Below are 14,113 nucleotides of genomic sequence, written 5' to 3'. Positions count from 1 at the left end.
ATTTGGGCGTTACCACTCTCGATAGCTATCGGGGTGGGGTCGGGCTTTCTTCTAAAAGTTTTGGCTCGATACTCGCCTCGCCAAAAGCTATCACTGTAAATGCAACGCATTCATGATTTCATTAATTTAAAATGTTAGCCAATGTAAAATCCCTAAAGCAAAAAGCAGGCTAACGATAAACTAACATTTTTTTATAAAAACCAACTTCATTAATACACTTCAAATCATTAACTTTGCATCTTTAAATTTATGAGCAGGCTGCTAACCGCAAACTGCCAATAGAAGACTGAAATATATGTTTAATAATTTAAGCGATAAATTAGATAAAGCCTTACACGTTCTTAAAGGACACGGAAGTATTACAGAAGTAAATGTTGCCGAAACTTTAAAAGAGGTAAGACGTGCTTTATTGGATGCCGATGTTAACTTTAAAATAGCAAAAGAGTTTACTGTTAGAGTAAAAGAAAAAGCTTTAGGTCAAAACGTATTAACTACGTTACAGCCGGGACAATTAATGGTTAAAATCGTAAAAGACGAATTAACCGAGCTTATGGGAGGCGATGCCGAAGGGCTTAACCTTTCTGGTACACCAAGCGTTATTTTAATGTCGGGTTTACAAGGTTCTGGTAAAACAACTTTTTCAGGTAAGCTAGCCAACTATCTTAAAAACAAAAAAACAAAGAAACCTTTATTGGTTGCCTGTGATGTATATCGTCCTGCTGCAATAGACCAATTACACGTAGTTGGAGAGCAAATTGGTGTTGAGGTTTTTAGTGATAAAGGAAATAATGATCCTGTAGCTATTTCTAAAGCAGGTATTGCTTATGCAAAGGCAAACGGATTTAATGTAGTTATTATAGATACTGCTGGTCGTTTAGCTGTAGATGAGGTGATGATGTCCGAAATATCTAACATTCATAAAGCTATTCAACCACAAGAAACTTTGTTTGTTGTAGATTCTATGACAGGGCAAGATGCTGTAAATACAGCAAAAGCCTTTAACGATGTTTTAAATTTTGATGGTGTTATTCTAACCAAACTAGATGGTGATACACGTGGTGGAGCTGCAATTTCTATTAAATCTGTAGTCAATAAACCTATTAAGTTTATTGGTACAGGCGAGAAAATGGAAGCTATTGATGTGTTCTATCCTTCTCGTATGGCAGATCGTATCTTAGGAATGGGAGATGTGGTGTCGTTAGTAGAACGTGCTCAAGAGCAATTTGATGAAGTTGAAGCACGTAAGCTTCAAAAGAAGATTGCGAAAAATCAATTTGGTTTTGACGATTTCTTAAAGCAAATTCAGCAAATAAAGAAAATGGGGAACATGAAAGACCTTATGGGTATGATTCCTGGAGCTGGAAAAATGATGAAAGATATAGATATTGATGATGATGCTTTTAAAGGTATTGAAGCTATAATTCATTCTATGACACCAAAAGAAAGAACAAACCCGTCAATAATAAACGCGAGCAGAAAAGTTAGAATAGGAAAGGGGTCAGGAACTTCTGTTCAGCAGGTAAATCAGCTTTTAAAACAGTTTAACCAAATGAGCAAAATGATGAAGATGATGCAAGGCGGTGGCGGTAAAAAGATGATGCAGATGATGCAGAATATGAAGTAGATTGAGTTAATATTCAGTAAATAAAAATAAATTTTGAGTTTGCGTCTTTACGATAAAAAAAATATTCGTGTATTCGTGGCAAAAACAGATAAAGCATGACAATTTTAGACGGTAAAAAAGTAAGTAACGATATAAAAGATGAAATTGCTGAGCATGTTAAAGCAATGATTTCTAAAGGCGAAAAAGTGCCACACCTTGCCGCCATTTTAGTAGGTACAGATGGTGCAAGTATGACCTATGTAAATGCTAAAGTAAAAGCTTGTGAGCGTATTGGTTTTAATTCTACACTTATAGATTTGCCAGATTACACTAGTGAAGAAGAATTATTAGGAAAAATAAATGACCTAAATAACGATGATGATATTGATGGGTTTATAGTGCAGTTGCCTTTACCAGATCATATTGACGAACAAAAAGTTTTAATGGCAGTAGATCCAGATAAAGATGTTGATGGTTTTCATCCAACAAATGTTGGGAAAATGGCTTTAGATTTACCAACGTTTTTACCTGCAACGCCTTATGGTATACTTGAATTATTAGAAAGGTATCAAGTAGAGACTTCTGGTAAAAATGTAGTAGTTATGGGAAGAAGTCATATTGTTGGTCGTCCAATGAGTATTTTAATGAGTCAGAAAAGACCAGCGGGAGATGCTACAGTTACCGTTGTTCATAGTCGTTCTAAAAATTTAGCTGATATCACAAAAAATGCAGACATTATTGTTGCTGCTATTGGTATTTCTGAGTTTTTAACAGGAGATATGGTAAAAGAAGATGTTGTTATTATTGATGTGGGAATTACACGTGTGCCAGATGCCACTAAGAAAAATGGATACAGGTTAGCTGGTGATGTAGAATTTGAAAGCGTAAGTAAAAAAGCAAGTTATATAACTCCTGTACCAGGAGGTGTAGGGCCAATGACTATAGCCATGTTACTTAAAAACACATTACTTGCTAGAGAAAGAAATTTGAAATAGTATAGAGTAAAATATAAATAAAAAACCTTGTGAATTAAAAATTTACAAGGTTTTTTGTTTTTTGAGACTTAAGTTAAAATCGTCTATCTTTTTTTTGCAGTTTAGTTGCTTTGTATTCTTTAGTAGAATCTTCTAAAAGTTTATTTAAATTAATAAATTCTTCTTTAGTAAGTTCTCTATATTCTCCAATAGGCATATCTAGATTTATATTCATAATGCGAACCCGTTTTAGTGTTTCCACTTCATAAGTTAAGTATTCGCACATACGTCTAATTTGCCTATTTAAACCTTGAGTTAAAATAATACTGAAAGTATGCGAGTTTATCTTTTTAACAGCACACTTTTTAGTTGTTTGTTTCAACTCTTCTAACAGAATGCCGTTACGCATGCGTTCTAAAAAGGTTTGAGAAATAGGTTTGTCTACCGTTACAATATATTCTTTCTCATGGTTATTGCTAGCCCTAAGAATTTTGTTTACAATATCGCCATCATCCGTTAGAAGAATTAAGCCTTCACTGGGTTTGTCTAACCTTCCAATAGGAAAAATACGTTTAGGGTAGTTTATAAAATCTATAATATTGTCTTTTTCAACACCGGTGTCGGTTGTACAAACAATACCAACAGGTTTATTAAAAGCTAAATAAACAAAAGATTCTTTTTTGTTTTCTATTTCTACGCCATCAACATGAACCACATCATTAGGGGCAATTTTAGTACCCATTTCAGGTATGACACCATTAATAGTTACACGTCCTGCTTCAATAAGTTTATCGGCTTCTCTGCGTGAGCAGTAGCCAACTTCACTTAAAAATTTATTAATGCGTTTTAGTTGATCTTCCATTGGGTAAAAGTACGATAATTTATGCCTTTAAAAAGTCTAAAATATGATTGTATACCTTTTCAGATTTTAATCCATGACCAAAACCAATGGTTCTAATGAGTTCAGAATTTTTGTAGTGTTTTGAGTAGTCTAAAGCATCTCTATATGAAATAATTCTATCTTTTTTATCATGAATAATAAGCCCTTTTGCTCGAATGTTTTTTGAAAAATTGGCGACAGAAAAGTACTCTGGTAATTGTCCAAAATGTTTTAAATAATAGGCATTCATTGCCTTTGAAACCTTTTTGTTATAAGCCATTACTTTAATGTAGTTGTTCACTAATCCACGAAAGTTAGAAGGTGCTCCTAACGATATTAATTTTTTTGTGGATAAAGCGCTATAGTTACTTAAAGAAATGGCAGCGGCAGTACCGCCTATAGAGTGGCCTATAATAATGTCTGTGTCAAATTTTTTAGCGACAAGGTGGATACATTCAGAATATAATACAGCATTAAATATTTTACTGCCCGAATTACCATGAGCAGGTGCATCAATAGCAATGATGTTGTAGTCGTGTTTTTTTAATAAATCTATTAAATCTTTCCATCTATAAGCATTGCTCTCCCAACCATGAGCTAATAAAATAGTATCTTTTTTTCCGCTCCAGCGATATGTTTTTATAGAAAAATCTTTATATGTAATATCATCTTGAACAGCAGATTTAAGGTAGTCGGCTTCTTCTCCACTTATTTTACCTTTCTTAGGTGTTGAAAATATTTTAACAGCCAATTTTGCAGCATATTTAGATGAAAAATAGCTAGTAAAGTTTATGGTGTGTCCAATTATTTTAGGGATATATTTACTCATTTAATGGTCTCTTTTTGCTAAGTTTATAGAAAAGGCAGGTGTACAAATAGCAATATATTCACATACTTCTGTAAACGGATTGGAATATTGTACTCGCGTATTTTTTTTAATTTTTATTGATTGTCCTGCTTCTAAAATAATAGTTTCATTTTCAATTATAAATTGTTTTTTACCGCTTATAATAAAGGTGTATTCGTCAAACTCTGGAGTTTGAAAAGGTTCGCTCCAACCAGCGGGTGCTTTCATGTGAGCAATACTAATTTGAGAGTTCCCATCGGTTGCTAAACCAAAATGTTCTTTTATAACTTTTCCATCGGTAGTAGGAACTACAAATGGGGTGTTTTGTATGGTGTATTTTTTTTGAGTCACTAATTTTAAACTTTTTGTGTTTTTTATTTCATGGGTTTTTTCTTTATCATACCACCTTTTAAATCTTTTACAACTCCCATTATTATGAATGCATTTCGATCAATTTTATCAATTTCTGTTTGCAGTTTTGCAATTTCTAATCTCGTTACCACCGTGTATATGATATCTTTATCATAACTTTTCCCGTTTTTTTCATAACCTCCTTTTCCCGAATAAATAGTGCAGGCTCTCCTTAGGTTTTCTGTAATCATTTTTCTTAAATCTTCATGTTTATTCGATATAATAGTAACACCTACATATTCTTCAACGCCATCAACTACAAAATCTACTGTTTTAGCAGCAGATAAATAAGTAAGAATAGCATAAAGTGCTATTTCAATAGATAAGATATAAGCTCCAACAGAAAATATTAAAATATTGATTAATAGTAATACATCTCCAATAGTTAATGAGAGTTTTCTACTTAAATATATCGCTAAAACTTCTGTGCCATCTATAACGCTTCCACCTCTCATGGACATTCCTATTCCTAAACCTAAAAAGAAACCACCAAAAACTGCAATTAATAGTTTGTCTTCTGTAATAATAGGGTAATTAATAAAGTGAACAACAAAGGCTAACAGTGTAATAGCTACTATACTTTTTAGTGCAAACTTTATGCCAATAGTTCTTGAAGCTAGAATTAAAAAAGGGAGGTTTACTAATACTAAAAGTAACCCCAATTCTAACGATGTTATATTTTTTAATAATAAGGAAATTCCAGTAGCACCACCATCTATAAAGCTATTTGGTAGTAAGAATCCTTTTAGCCCAAAACCAGCTGAGAACACACCTATTATAATAAAAATATATTCTTTTATAGCATGAGATATTTCAACTTGAAATTTTCTTGCTAAAGGAACTATCTGTTTTTTACTGATAGGTTTATTAGCTTGTTTTTTCTCAAGCCTTTTACGTGCAACATCGATTAGTAATTTTGAAAAAAGTGGATTCATTTTTTCGGATTAGTTAGAACTACTCCAATTTACGAAAAAATATTTCAGCTTTGCATTATCTGGAATATGAGTGGCTTCAACCTTTAAATTCATATCAAATCTTAGATTTGCAGGAAGTTCTTTTTTATCTATTACAAAACTGGCATTCAATTCATTAACAGTTATAAGGACAGCGTTAATTAAATTACTGATTTTTGAAATTTTATAGGTGCTTGAAACCTCTTTAAACGTGCTTAGTGTTGATATGTTTTTAGACGTTTTATAGCGTGGATCAATAATTTGAATGCTTTCAATAACCGATGTAGAATCTAAAGCTTGTTTTGGTGTAAGTATTAATAGTTTTTTTCCTCCTTTTTCAAAAACTTCTATATTATTTCTGCTTCCAGCGAATTCGTCTCCACTAATAAATTTCACAACAGAATCGTTGCTAAAAATAGTTTTTAAATCTTTTATTTGAGTAGAATCTGTTAAAACACCAATATGTTGTTTGCTAATTTCAAACGGATTTTGTTCTTTGTTACAACTTACTACTAATAAGGTTATGGCTAAAATGCCTAAAAATGAATGACGCATTAAATGGAGCTGTTTGTTAAGTTAATTAAATGCCGATTATCGACTTATTTTTTTATCACTTTAGTTAATATGCTAAAAACACTACGTATAAATGTAGCACTAGTAAGTACTTTTACAATAGGATTCATAGCGGTACTTTTTCTTCTTGTTGTAGAGTATTCACGTTGCTTAGATTGAGCTTTTTTAAGAGCTTCACGCTCTTGTCTTACTTTTTCTTTAGCTTCTTCAGTTTCAGCTAACTCAATTTTTTTATTAAGCATTTCATAAGCACTTTCTCTATCAACAGTTTTATTATATTTTTTTACAAGCTTAGAGTTAGAAAGCAAACTGCCTAATTCAGTTTCTGTTAAAACATCCATTCTACTCATAGGAGCGCGCATCATGGTTGCTGCTAATGGTGTTGGTCGTCCTTTTTCATCTAAAGCAGACACCAATGCTTCTCCAATACCTAGCGATGTTAATACTTCGGTAGTATCATAATACTCGGAGTCTGGATAGTTTTCTGCGGTTAGTTTTATAGCTTTTCGGTCTTTTGCAGTAAAGGCTCTTAAAGCATGTTGTATTTTTAAACCGAGTTGCCCTAAAACACCTTCAGGAACATCAGTTGGGTTTTGTGTTACAAAATATAAACCAACTCCTTTACTTCGTATTAATTTTACAATACTTTCAATTTGACTTAGCAATGCTTTTGAAGCTTCATTAAAAATTAAATGTGCCTCATCAATAAAAATAATAAGTTCAGGTCTGTCGCTATCACCTTGTTCAGGAAATGTTGAATAGATTTCGGCTAACAAACTCAGCATAAATGTTGAAAATAATTTTGGTCTATCTTGAATATCGGTTAGTCTCATGATATTAATATAACCACGACCTTCATTGTTAACTCTTAATAAGTCATCAACATCAAAAGAGGTTTCACCAAAAAACAAATCTGCTCCTTGTTGTTCAAGCTCTACAATTTTTCTTAAAATAGCACCTGTTGAGGCAGTAGATATTCTTCCATAAGCTTCTGTAAATTCGTCTTTACCTTCTTGAGTTGCATATTGCAATATCTTTTTGAAATCTTTTAAATCAAGAACAGGCATTTGATGGTCGTCACAATATTGAAAAATGACAGCAACAACACCTGTTTGTGTTTCGCTTAAATCTAAAATTCTTGAAAGAAGAACAGGGCCAAATTCACTAACCGTAGCCCTTAAACGAACACCGTCTTGTTCAGATAAGGTTAATATTTCAACAGGAAACGATTTAGCTTCAAAGGGAAGCCCTATTTTTTCGTGACGTTCATCAATTTTTGCGTGCCCAGGACTTGGTTGTGCTAACCCACTTAAATCACCTTTAATATCCATAAGTAAAACAGGAACTCCTTTATCGCTTAAATTTTCTGCTAAAACCTGTAGCGATTTTGTTTTTCCTGTCCCAGTAGCGCCAGCAATTAAGCCATGACGATTCATGGTTTTTAAGGGGATTTTTACATGAGCACCTGTTATGGTTTCGCTGTCTAACATAGCAGCTCCTACAGGAATAAAATCACCTTTTGTTGTATTACCTTCCGTTATGTATTTAAAAAAAGTGTCTTTGTTACTCATGCCAAATAAATTTGGGTAAAAATACAGGAAAAACAAGGAAGAAAAAAATAGACTTTTTAATTCTTATATCATACATAATAACGACACGTGTTTTTAGAATTGAAACTTAAAATAACTAAAATAATTTAAGTTATATGTATCTTTGCAAACGATGAATAAAGAGATACAAGAGTTAGTAGATAAAGGTGAAATGTTGCCTTTAATGGAGGAATTTTATACCATTCAGGGAGAAGGATTTCATAAGGGAACAGCGGCTTATTTTATACGTGTTGGTGGATGCGATGTGGGTTGTCATTGGTGTGATGTTAAAGAAAGTTGGAATGCCGATTTACACCCGCCTACAGATATTGCAAAGATTGTTGAAAACGCTAAAAAGTATAGTGATACTATTGTTATTACGGGTGGCGAACCTTTAACTTGGGACATGACAGCTTTAACAACACAATTAAAAACTGAAGGCTTACAAGTTCATATTGAAACATCTGGAGCTTATAAATTAACAGGTGTTTGGGATTGGATTTGTTTATCTCCTAAAAAAATGAAGCTTCCTACTAAGGAGGTTTATGAGAATGCTCATGAGTTAAAAGTGATTGTTTACAATAAAGATGATTTTCGTTTCGCAGAAGAACAAGCTGCCAAGGTTAATAAAGACTGCATTTTATATTTACAACCCGAGTGGAGTAAGCGAGATAAAGTGGTGCCAGAAATTGTAGATTATGTCATGGCGAATCCTAAATGGAAAGTCTCTTTACAAACGCATAAATATTTGAATATTCCTTAAATTCAGTATTCGGTTACTGTTATAAAATAGATAAAACAAAAAGTTCCGATAAACATATTCGTTTTTCGGAACTTTTTAGTTTTGCAAATTGCTAACTTATTTAGTAAAAGGTACAGCAACTCTTGTTGTTCCCCATCCTAAATGCATTGTGCCATCATCAGAAAATGCTATAGAAAAAGCTTCTAATAATTCTCCAGAACTTACTGGTGCAGAAACTTTAATAACATTGTTAGATTCATTGTAAGAATAAGCACCCCAAACATTAATATCTTTACTTAAAATGATTGTCCATTCTTTTTCTCCAGGAATTGTAAAAAGAGAATATTCGCCAGAATTTACAGGTTCACCAGCAATTTTCATGTCTTTGTATAATGTGATATTAGCAGCTTCATTTGCACCAGTTCTCCAAACTTTTCCGTTAGGAGCAAGTTTACTTAATTCACGTCCTTTAAGTTGAGGCCTGCTGTAAACTATTTTAATCAGTTTATTTGCGTCTTTATAATCAGTAGGAAATGCGGCAGCATCCATTGGGCTTTTATCCAATTTAGCAAATTTCTGAGCATTTACATTAATAGAAAATAGCATTACAAATGCTAAAGCGATGGTTGTTAAATAAGTTGATTTTGTCATAATTTTATATTTTTTTTAAAGATAAACTGAAACTGTCTTAAAGTTTTTATAAAAGTCGTTTAGGAATGTTAAAATTTATGTTTTATGTGCCTAAAAAAAGCTTCAGGATTAACTGAAGCTTTAAGTTTTATAATTAAGTTAAAACAATTATTTGCGGATTACTCTAACATTCATTTCTTCTACTTTTTTGTCAGATAAAGGAGAAGGTGAGCCAAATAATAAATCTTCACTAGTGCCTGTTTTAGGGAACGCCATAACTTCTCTAATAGATGCTTTTTTCTCTAAAATCATCATTAATCTATCAACTCCCCAAGCAATACCGCCGTGTGGTGGTGCGCCATAATGGAAAGCTTCGTACATAGTACCCACGCTTTTAAGCATTTCCTCTTTATTATAACCCATGTTTTTATAGGTAGCCTCTAATATTTCTGGTTTGTGAGCACGAACGGAGCCTCCTCCAATTTCGTAACCATTGAGTATTAAATCGTATTGTTGAGCAATGATGGTCCCAATTTCATCTTCTTTACCATTCATGTGTTTGTCAATATCATAGATCGCTGGCATAGAGAACGGGTTGTGTGTAAATGTCCAACGACCTTCATCTGTTTTTTCAAACATTGGGAAATCAACGACCCAAGCTGGTCTTAACTCTTTAGGATTAATTAATTTTAACATGGCTCCTAATTCTTGACGAACAGCGTCTAATGCTTTGTTAGCGGTTTCATAATCGGCAGCAGAAAAGAACACAATATCACCAACTTGAGCATTTGTAGCTTTAATAATTCCTGCAGCAATATCTTCACCTAAGAATTTAATTATTGGCGATTGTAAATCATTTTCATTTACAATAATATATGCTAAGCCACCTAAACCGTGTTGTTGAGCGGTAGCTGTTAGTTTTTCTATTTGCCCTTTAGATAAGCGTTTTTTACCTTGTTCTTCTTTTGAAACTTTAATACATTTTACAATACCACCATCATCAATAGGTTTGCTAAATACTTGGAAGGTGGTTTCTTTTACAATGGCAGTAATGTCTTCCATTTGTAATCCGAAGCGTAAATCAGGTCTGTCGCAACCATATTTATCCATAGCATCTTTATAGGTAATGATTTCAAACGGATGTAAAATCCATTTTTTACCATATATTTTCGATACGATGTTATTAAACATTTTTGTGTTTAAATCTATAATTTGCTGCATACTGGCGTATGCCATTTCTATATCTAACTGTGTGAATTCTGGCTGACGATCGCCACGAGAATCTTCATCTCTAAAACAGCGTGCTATTTGGAAATATTTCTCATAACCAGACACCATCAAAATTTGTTTGAATTGTTGAGGTGCTTGTGGTAATGTGTAAAAAGATCCTGCTTTTTTTCTTGTTGGCACAATAAACTCTCTTGCGCCTTCATCGGTTCCCGCTGTTAGTATTGGTGTTTCTACTTCTAGAAATTCTTGCTCGTCTAAAATATCACGCATCAATTTAATCACTTTATGACGATTAACTATAGCTCTTCGAACATCGTCATTTCTGTGATCTAAATATTTATATTGAAAACGAACAGATTCATTAGTTTTTGTCGCTCTTTTAATTTCGAACGGCAAGGTTTTAGATAGATTTAAAATATCTAAATCTGATGTTTCTAATTCTATGGTTCCTGCTCTAAGTGATGCATTATAATCATCTTCTTTACGTTGAACAACCGTTCCTGTAACTGTGATAACCGATTCTGGTTTCAACTTTACCAGATCATCTAGATTAGCGAAAGACTCTCTGCTTAAACGTACTTGGAAAATTTCGTTACTCGAATCACGTAAATCTATAAACATCAATTCACCATGGTCACGTACACTAGATACCCAGCCAGCAAGTGTTACAGTTTCTGAAATTGAACTTTCTGATAAATCAGATATTTTATGTGTTCTGTACTCCTCTTTAATGATTAACGGAATCTCTGGAAGTGTTTCTTCTGTTAAAGCTTTTGGTTCTTGGTTATTTGCTTTTTGAGCAGAAGAGTCTTTTATGTTAGACATTCCGTTTCCAACTCCGCCACTAGTAGCTACTGCATTAATAATTCCTTGGCGAATCACTTTTCCTGAAGCGCCTTTACCAATAATGGCAATGACTTTTCCAACTAGAATTCCAGCTTTTCCTTGGTTTCCATTTTTTATATCGTTGGCAACGGCTTCATTTTCAGAAATTACTTTTTGAATTGCTTCTTTAATCTGAGATTCCGAAATAGTATTGTCTTCAAAATACTTATTGTAATCAAAACTTCTATCTTTTAAATAGGAAGTAATTGCATTTTGAACTAATACAGATGTTATTTTTTCATCTTTAAAAAGCTGAAAAATTTCAATAAGATGCTCTATTCTATGTATGTCGGCATATTCATCGGCACCAATATTATTTACTAATGTTTTAGCAACAAAAGACGGGTCTCTTATTATATTATTTATAGCAATAAAAGTTTCTGAGCGTAACGAATCGGCTGTAAAAAATTTAGCGTCTTGTGGCAAAACACCCCCTTTTATTAAAATAGATTCTACGGCATAAGGAAGTGTGCTTAAATCTACATCAATAGATTCAACAACATCTTTGATAGAAACAAATGGCAAATCAGGTTCAGAAATAAAGCGGTAATCTGCTTCAAACTCTTTTTTACGCATGGTTTTGGTTTGCTTTAATTCAGCATCCCATAAAACCGTAGTTTGGTCTGGTCTAAATTCTTTATGCTCTAAAAAGTAGTTGAGTTGCTTTTCGACTTCTTCTTTTAAAGCATCAACCATAAACTTAAAAGAGTTTAGGTTTTTTATTTCGGTACGTGGATTTAATTTGTAGCTGTGTTTTTTACGAAGCGATACTGAAACATCCGATTTAAACTCTCCTTTTTCAAGATTAGCTTCGCTTATTTTTAAATTCTGAACAATACGCTGAATGTATTGCGCATAAGTTGAAGCATCTTCAATATGACGAATACATGGTTCTGTAACAATTTCAATAAGTGGTACTCCTGCTTTGTTAAAATCGACTAAAGATGTTTTCTTTTCGTGCATCAATTTAGCAGCATCTTCCTCAATATGAACTTGTGTTAAATTCACAGTGAATTGAGACCCGTCATTACGGTAACAAGAAACTTGACCGTCTGGAATAACGGGGTTATGAAACTGCGTAATTTGTATGTTTTTCGGGTTATCAGGGTATTCATAATGTTTTCTATCCCAGGAAATCACTTCGTTTTCAAAAGAAGATTTTACAGCTTTTCCAAAATAAATAGCCTTTGTTATGGCCTCTTTATTTATGGCGGGTAAAACGCCCATTTGTCCAGTACAAACTGAACAAATGTTTTGGTTTGGGGTATCTATTTCTTGATTTGGACAAGAACAAAATAACTTGGTTTTGGTGTTTAATCTAACGTGTGTTTCCAGTCCGATTACCAATTCTAAATCGTGGGCTTTTAAAGCCTCGTTTATTTGCTCTAATTCCATTATATCGTATCTTTTAAGAAGTTAGCAAACTTCAAAACAAGTTCGTCATTATTTTTTGCTGCTGTAATTTGTAACCCCGTTGCAGTACCTTGTGGTACAGTAAGCGTTGGTAATTGTCCTAGGCTAAAACCAACGGTATAAGCATCAGATAAATACATAGCATGTGGGTCTTTTAAACTATCGCCTATTTTTGGTGGAGTACTAGGTGTAACTGGAGAAAGGATGATATCTACTTCATTAAAATCATTGTTGAAATTTTCTGAAATCTGATCGCGAATGGCTAATCCTTTTAAATATATTTCATCTGAAAACCCTTGAGATAATACCTGATTGCCTCCAACAATTCGACGTTTGGTTTCTTCTGAAAAATTTTCTGAACGTGTTACTGCATAGGTTTCTTTTAAATTTTCAGCTTCTATTCTATTGCCATAATTGGTACCGTCTAAACGTGATAGGTTAGAGGCGGTTTCGGCCATAGCTAAGGTATAATAAGTAGAAACCAAAGTTTCAGATTCAAAGAAATCTAAAGCTTTTACTACAATGCCTTTTGCTTTTATTTTTTCAATAGTCGCTAAAAAATCAGCTTTTACTTGCGTGTCAATTGCTTCGCTTTCAATAAAGTTTTTGAAGTAACCAACGGTTTTAACGCTGTCGGAATTTAAAATTGAATCTTCGTTTATTTCCGCGGAAACGTAAGTGGTTTGGTCTTTAACATCTTTTCCGCTCATCACATTTAAAACAATGCGAATATCTTCAACAGATTTTGCTAAAGGTCCTACACAGTCTGTTGAAGATGCATATGCCATTAAGCCATAACGCGAAATTCTGCCGTAAGTAGGTTTTAATCCATAAATATTATTGTAGCCAGCAGGTTGTCGTACCGAGCCGCCAGTGTCGCCACCAATAGAAAATACGGTGTAATCTTTAGCAACGTTAACTGCCGATCCTCCACTAGAACCACCAGCAACGAGTTCTGGATTGATAGCATTTTTAACAGCGCCAAAAATGGTGTTTTCGCTAGAAGATCCATGACCAAAACTATCGCAATTTTCTTTTACAATAGGAATGGCACCAGCATCTAAAAGCTTTTGAATGGCTGTTGCTGTGTATGCCGATTTATAGTTTTTTAATAAATTAGAACTTGCCGTTGTATATGTGCCTTGAAGCATATACACGTCTTTAATCCCAAAAGGAATGCCTTCAAGTAAGCCTATAGTCTCTCCGTTGGCAATTTTATTATCAACTTTTGTAGCTAAATTTAAAGCTAAAGTTTCTAATAGAGAATTAACCGTGTTGTGGGTATTGTTTTTTAGCAAATCTAATTTTTGCTGTATCAAATCTATACAACGCACTTGTTTAGACACCAATTGCTGGTGTATGAGTTTTATTTGAGATTCCATA

Annotated in this window: 12 protein-coding genes; 3 read left to right on the top strand and 9 right to left on the bottom strand. The window is 33.4% G+C overall.

All coding sequences use genetic code 11. The features are described from left to right. Positions 1–295 precede the first annotated feature (295 nt). Positions 296–1,624 (top strand): signal recognition particle protein, encoded by a 1,329-nt coding sequence (ffh, locus tag RHP49_03655; protein WNH13357.1) that lies wholly within the window; start codon positions 296–298, stop codon positions 1,622–1,624. A gap of 95 nt (positions 1,625–1,719) precedes the next feature. Beyond that, positions 1,720–2,598 (top strand): bifunctional methylenetetrahydrofolate dehydrogenase/methenyltetrahydrofolate cyclohydrolase FolD, encoded by an 879-nt coding sequence (folD, locus tag RHP49_03650; protein WNH13356.1) that lies wholly within the window; start codon positions 1,720–1,722, stop codon positions 2,596–2,598. Between the two features lie 73 nt (positions 2,599–2,671). On the opposite strand, the gene rluF is transcribed toward folD, so the two are convergent. The 6 genes from rluF to RHP49_03620 are packed head-to-tail and all read right to left on the bottom strand — an operon-like array spanning position 2,672 to position 7,812. After that, positions 2,672–3,439, bottom strand: coding sequence for a 23S rRNA pseudouridine(2604) synthase RluF (gene rluF, locus RHP49_03645; GenBank protein WNH13355.1), 768 nt, complete (start codon positions 3,437–3,439; stop codon positions 2,672–2,674). A gap of 19 nt (positions 3,440–3,458) precedes the next feature. Further along, the gene (locus RHP49_03640; GenBank protein ID WNH13354.1) at positions 3,459–4,286 is read right to left on the bottom strand and encodes an alpha/beta hydrolase; all 828 of its coding nucleotides are present in this window, start codon (positions 4,284–4,286) and stop codon (positions 3,459–3,461) included. After that, a complete protein-coding gene (locus RHP49_03635; protein WNH13353.1) occupies positions 4,287–4,655 on the bottom strand; it encodes a cupin domain-containing protein in 369 nt (122 codons plus the stop codon). Between the two features lie 23 nt (positions 4,656–4,678). Next, the gene (locus RHP49_03630) at positions 4,679–5,650 is read right to left on the bottom strand and encodes a YitT family protein (protein ID WNH13352.1); all 972 of its coding nucleotides are present in this window, start codon (positions 5,648–5,650) and stop codon (positions 4,679–4,681) included. 9 nt (positions 5,651–5,659) lie between these two features. Beyond that, positions 5,660–6,223, bottom strand: a complete 564-nt coding sequence (locus RHP49_03625; protein ID WNH13351.1) for a hypothetical protein — start codon at positions 6,221–6,223, stop codon at positions 5,660–5,662. A 44-nt stretch (positions 6,224–6,267) separates the two neighbouring features. Then, a complete protein-coding gene (locus RHP49_03620) occupies positions 6,268–7,812 on the bottom strand; it encodes a DUF853 family protein (GenBank protein WNH13350.1) in 1,545 nt (514 codons plus the stop codon). Between the two features lie 151 nt (positions 7,813–7,963). On the opposite strand from RHP49_03620, the gene RHP49_03615 reads away from it, so the two are divergent. Next, positions 7,964–8,593 carry a 7-carboxy-7-deazaguanine synthase QueE gene (locus RHP49_03615; protein WNH13349.1) on the top strand — a complete coding sequence of 210 codons (630 nt, stop codon included), beginning with the start codon at positions 7,964–7,966 and terminating at the stop codon, positions 8,591–8,593. A 96-nt stretch (positions 8,594–8,689) separates the two neighbouring features. Here the strand turns inward: RHP49_03615 and RHP49_03610 are convergent, their stop codons facing one another. From RHP49_03610 to RHP49_03600, 3 genes are all read right to left on the bottom strand, one after another. Next, on the bottom strand, positions 8,690–9,223 hold the full coding sequence (locus RHP49_03610; protein ID WNH13348.1) for a DUF2911 domain-containing protein: 534 nt from the start codon (positions 9,221–9,223) through the stop codon (positions 8,690–8,692). 147 nt (positions 9,224–9,370) lie between these two features. Next, positions 9,371–12,712 (bottom strand): bifunctional amidotransferase subunit GatB/aspartate--tRNA ligase AspS, encoded by a 3,342-nt coding sequence (gene gatB/aspS / locus RHP49_03605; protein WNH13347.1) that lies wholly within the window; start codon positions 12,710–12,712, stop codon positions 9,371–9,373. Further along, positions 12,712–14,112, bottom strand: a complete 1,401-nt coding sequence (locus RHP49_03600; GenBank protein ID WNH13346.1) for an amidase family protein — start codon at positions 14,110–14,112, stop codon at positions 12,712–12,714. The genes gatB/aspS and RHP49_03600 overlap by 1 nt, the downstream gene beginning before the upstream one ends. Position 14,113 lies beyond the last annotated feature (1 nt).

Source organism: Flavobacteriaceae bacterium HL-DH10 (assembly GCA_031826515.1).
GTDB lineage: Bacteria > Bacteroidota > Bacteroidia > Flavobacteriales > Flavobacteriaceae > Thalassobellus > Thalassobellus suaedae.
This window is presented reverse-complemented; position numbering and strand designations above follow the sequence as displayed.

What these genes read in the sequence shown, in the direction of transcription:
- ffh (WNH13357.1), top strand. Translation starts at nt 296, where the DNA reads ATGTTTAATAATTTAAGCGATAAATTAGATAAAGCCTTACACGTTCTT.
- folD (WNH13356.1), top strand. Translation starts at nt 1,720, where the DNA reads ATGACAATTTTAGACGGTAAAAAAGTAAGTAACGATATAAAAGATGAA.
- rluF (WNH13355.1), bottom strand. Translation starts at nt 3,439, where the DNA reads ATGGAAGATCAACTAAAACGCATTAATAAATTTTTAAGTGAAGTTGGC.
- RHP49_03640 (WNH13354.1), bottom strand. Translation starts at nt 4,286, where the DNA reads ATGAGTAAATATATCCCTAAAATAATTGGACACACCATAAACTTTACT.
- RHP49_03630 (WNH13352.1), bottom strand. Translation starts at nt 5,650, where the DNA reads ATGAATCCACTTTTTTCAAAATTACTAATCGATGTTGCACGTAAAAGG.
- RHP49_03625 (WNH13351.1), bottom strand. Translation starts at nt 6,223, where the DNA reads ATGCGTCATTCATTTTTAGGCATTTTAGCCATAACCTTATTAGTAGTA.
- RHP49_03620 (WNH13350.1), bottom strand. Translation starts at nt 7,812, where the DNA reads ATGAGTAACAAAGACACTTTTTTTAAATACATAACGGAAGGTAATACA.
- RHP49_03615 (WNH13349.1), top strand. Translation starts at nt 7,964, where the DNA reads ATGAATAAAGAGATACAAGAGTTAGTAGATAAAGGTGAAATGTTGCCT.
- RHP49_03610 (WNH13348.1), bottom strand. Translation starts at nt 9,223, where the DNA reads ATGACAAAATCAACTTATTTAACAACCATCGCTTTAGCATTTGTAATG.
- gatB/aspS (WNH13347.1), bottom strand. Translation starts at nt 12,712, where the DNA reads ATGGAATTAGAGCAAATAAACGAGGCTTTAAAAGCCCACGATTTAGAA.
- RHP49_03600 (WNH13346.1), bottom strand. Translation starts at nt 14,112, where the DNA reads ATGGAATCTCAAATAAAACTCATACACCAGCAATTGGTGTCTAAACAA.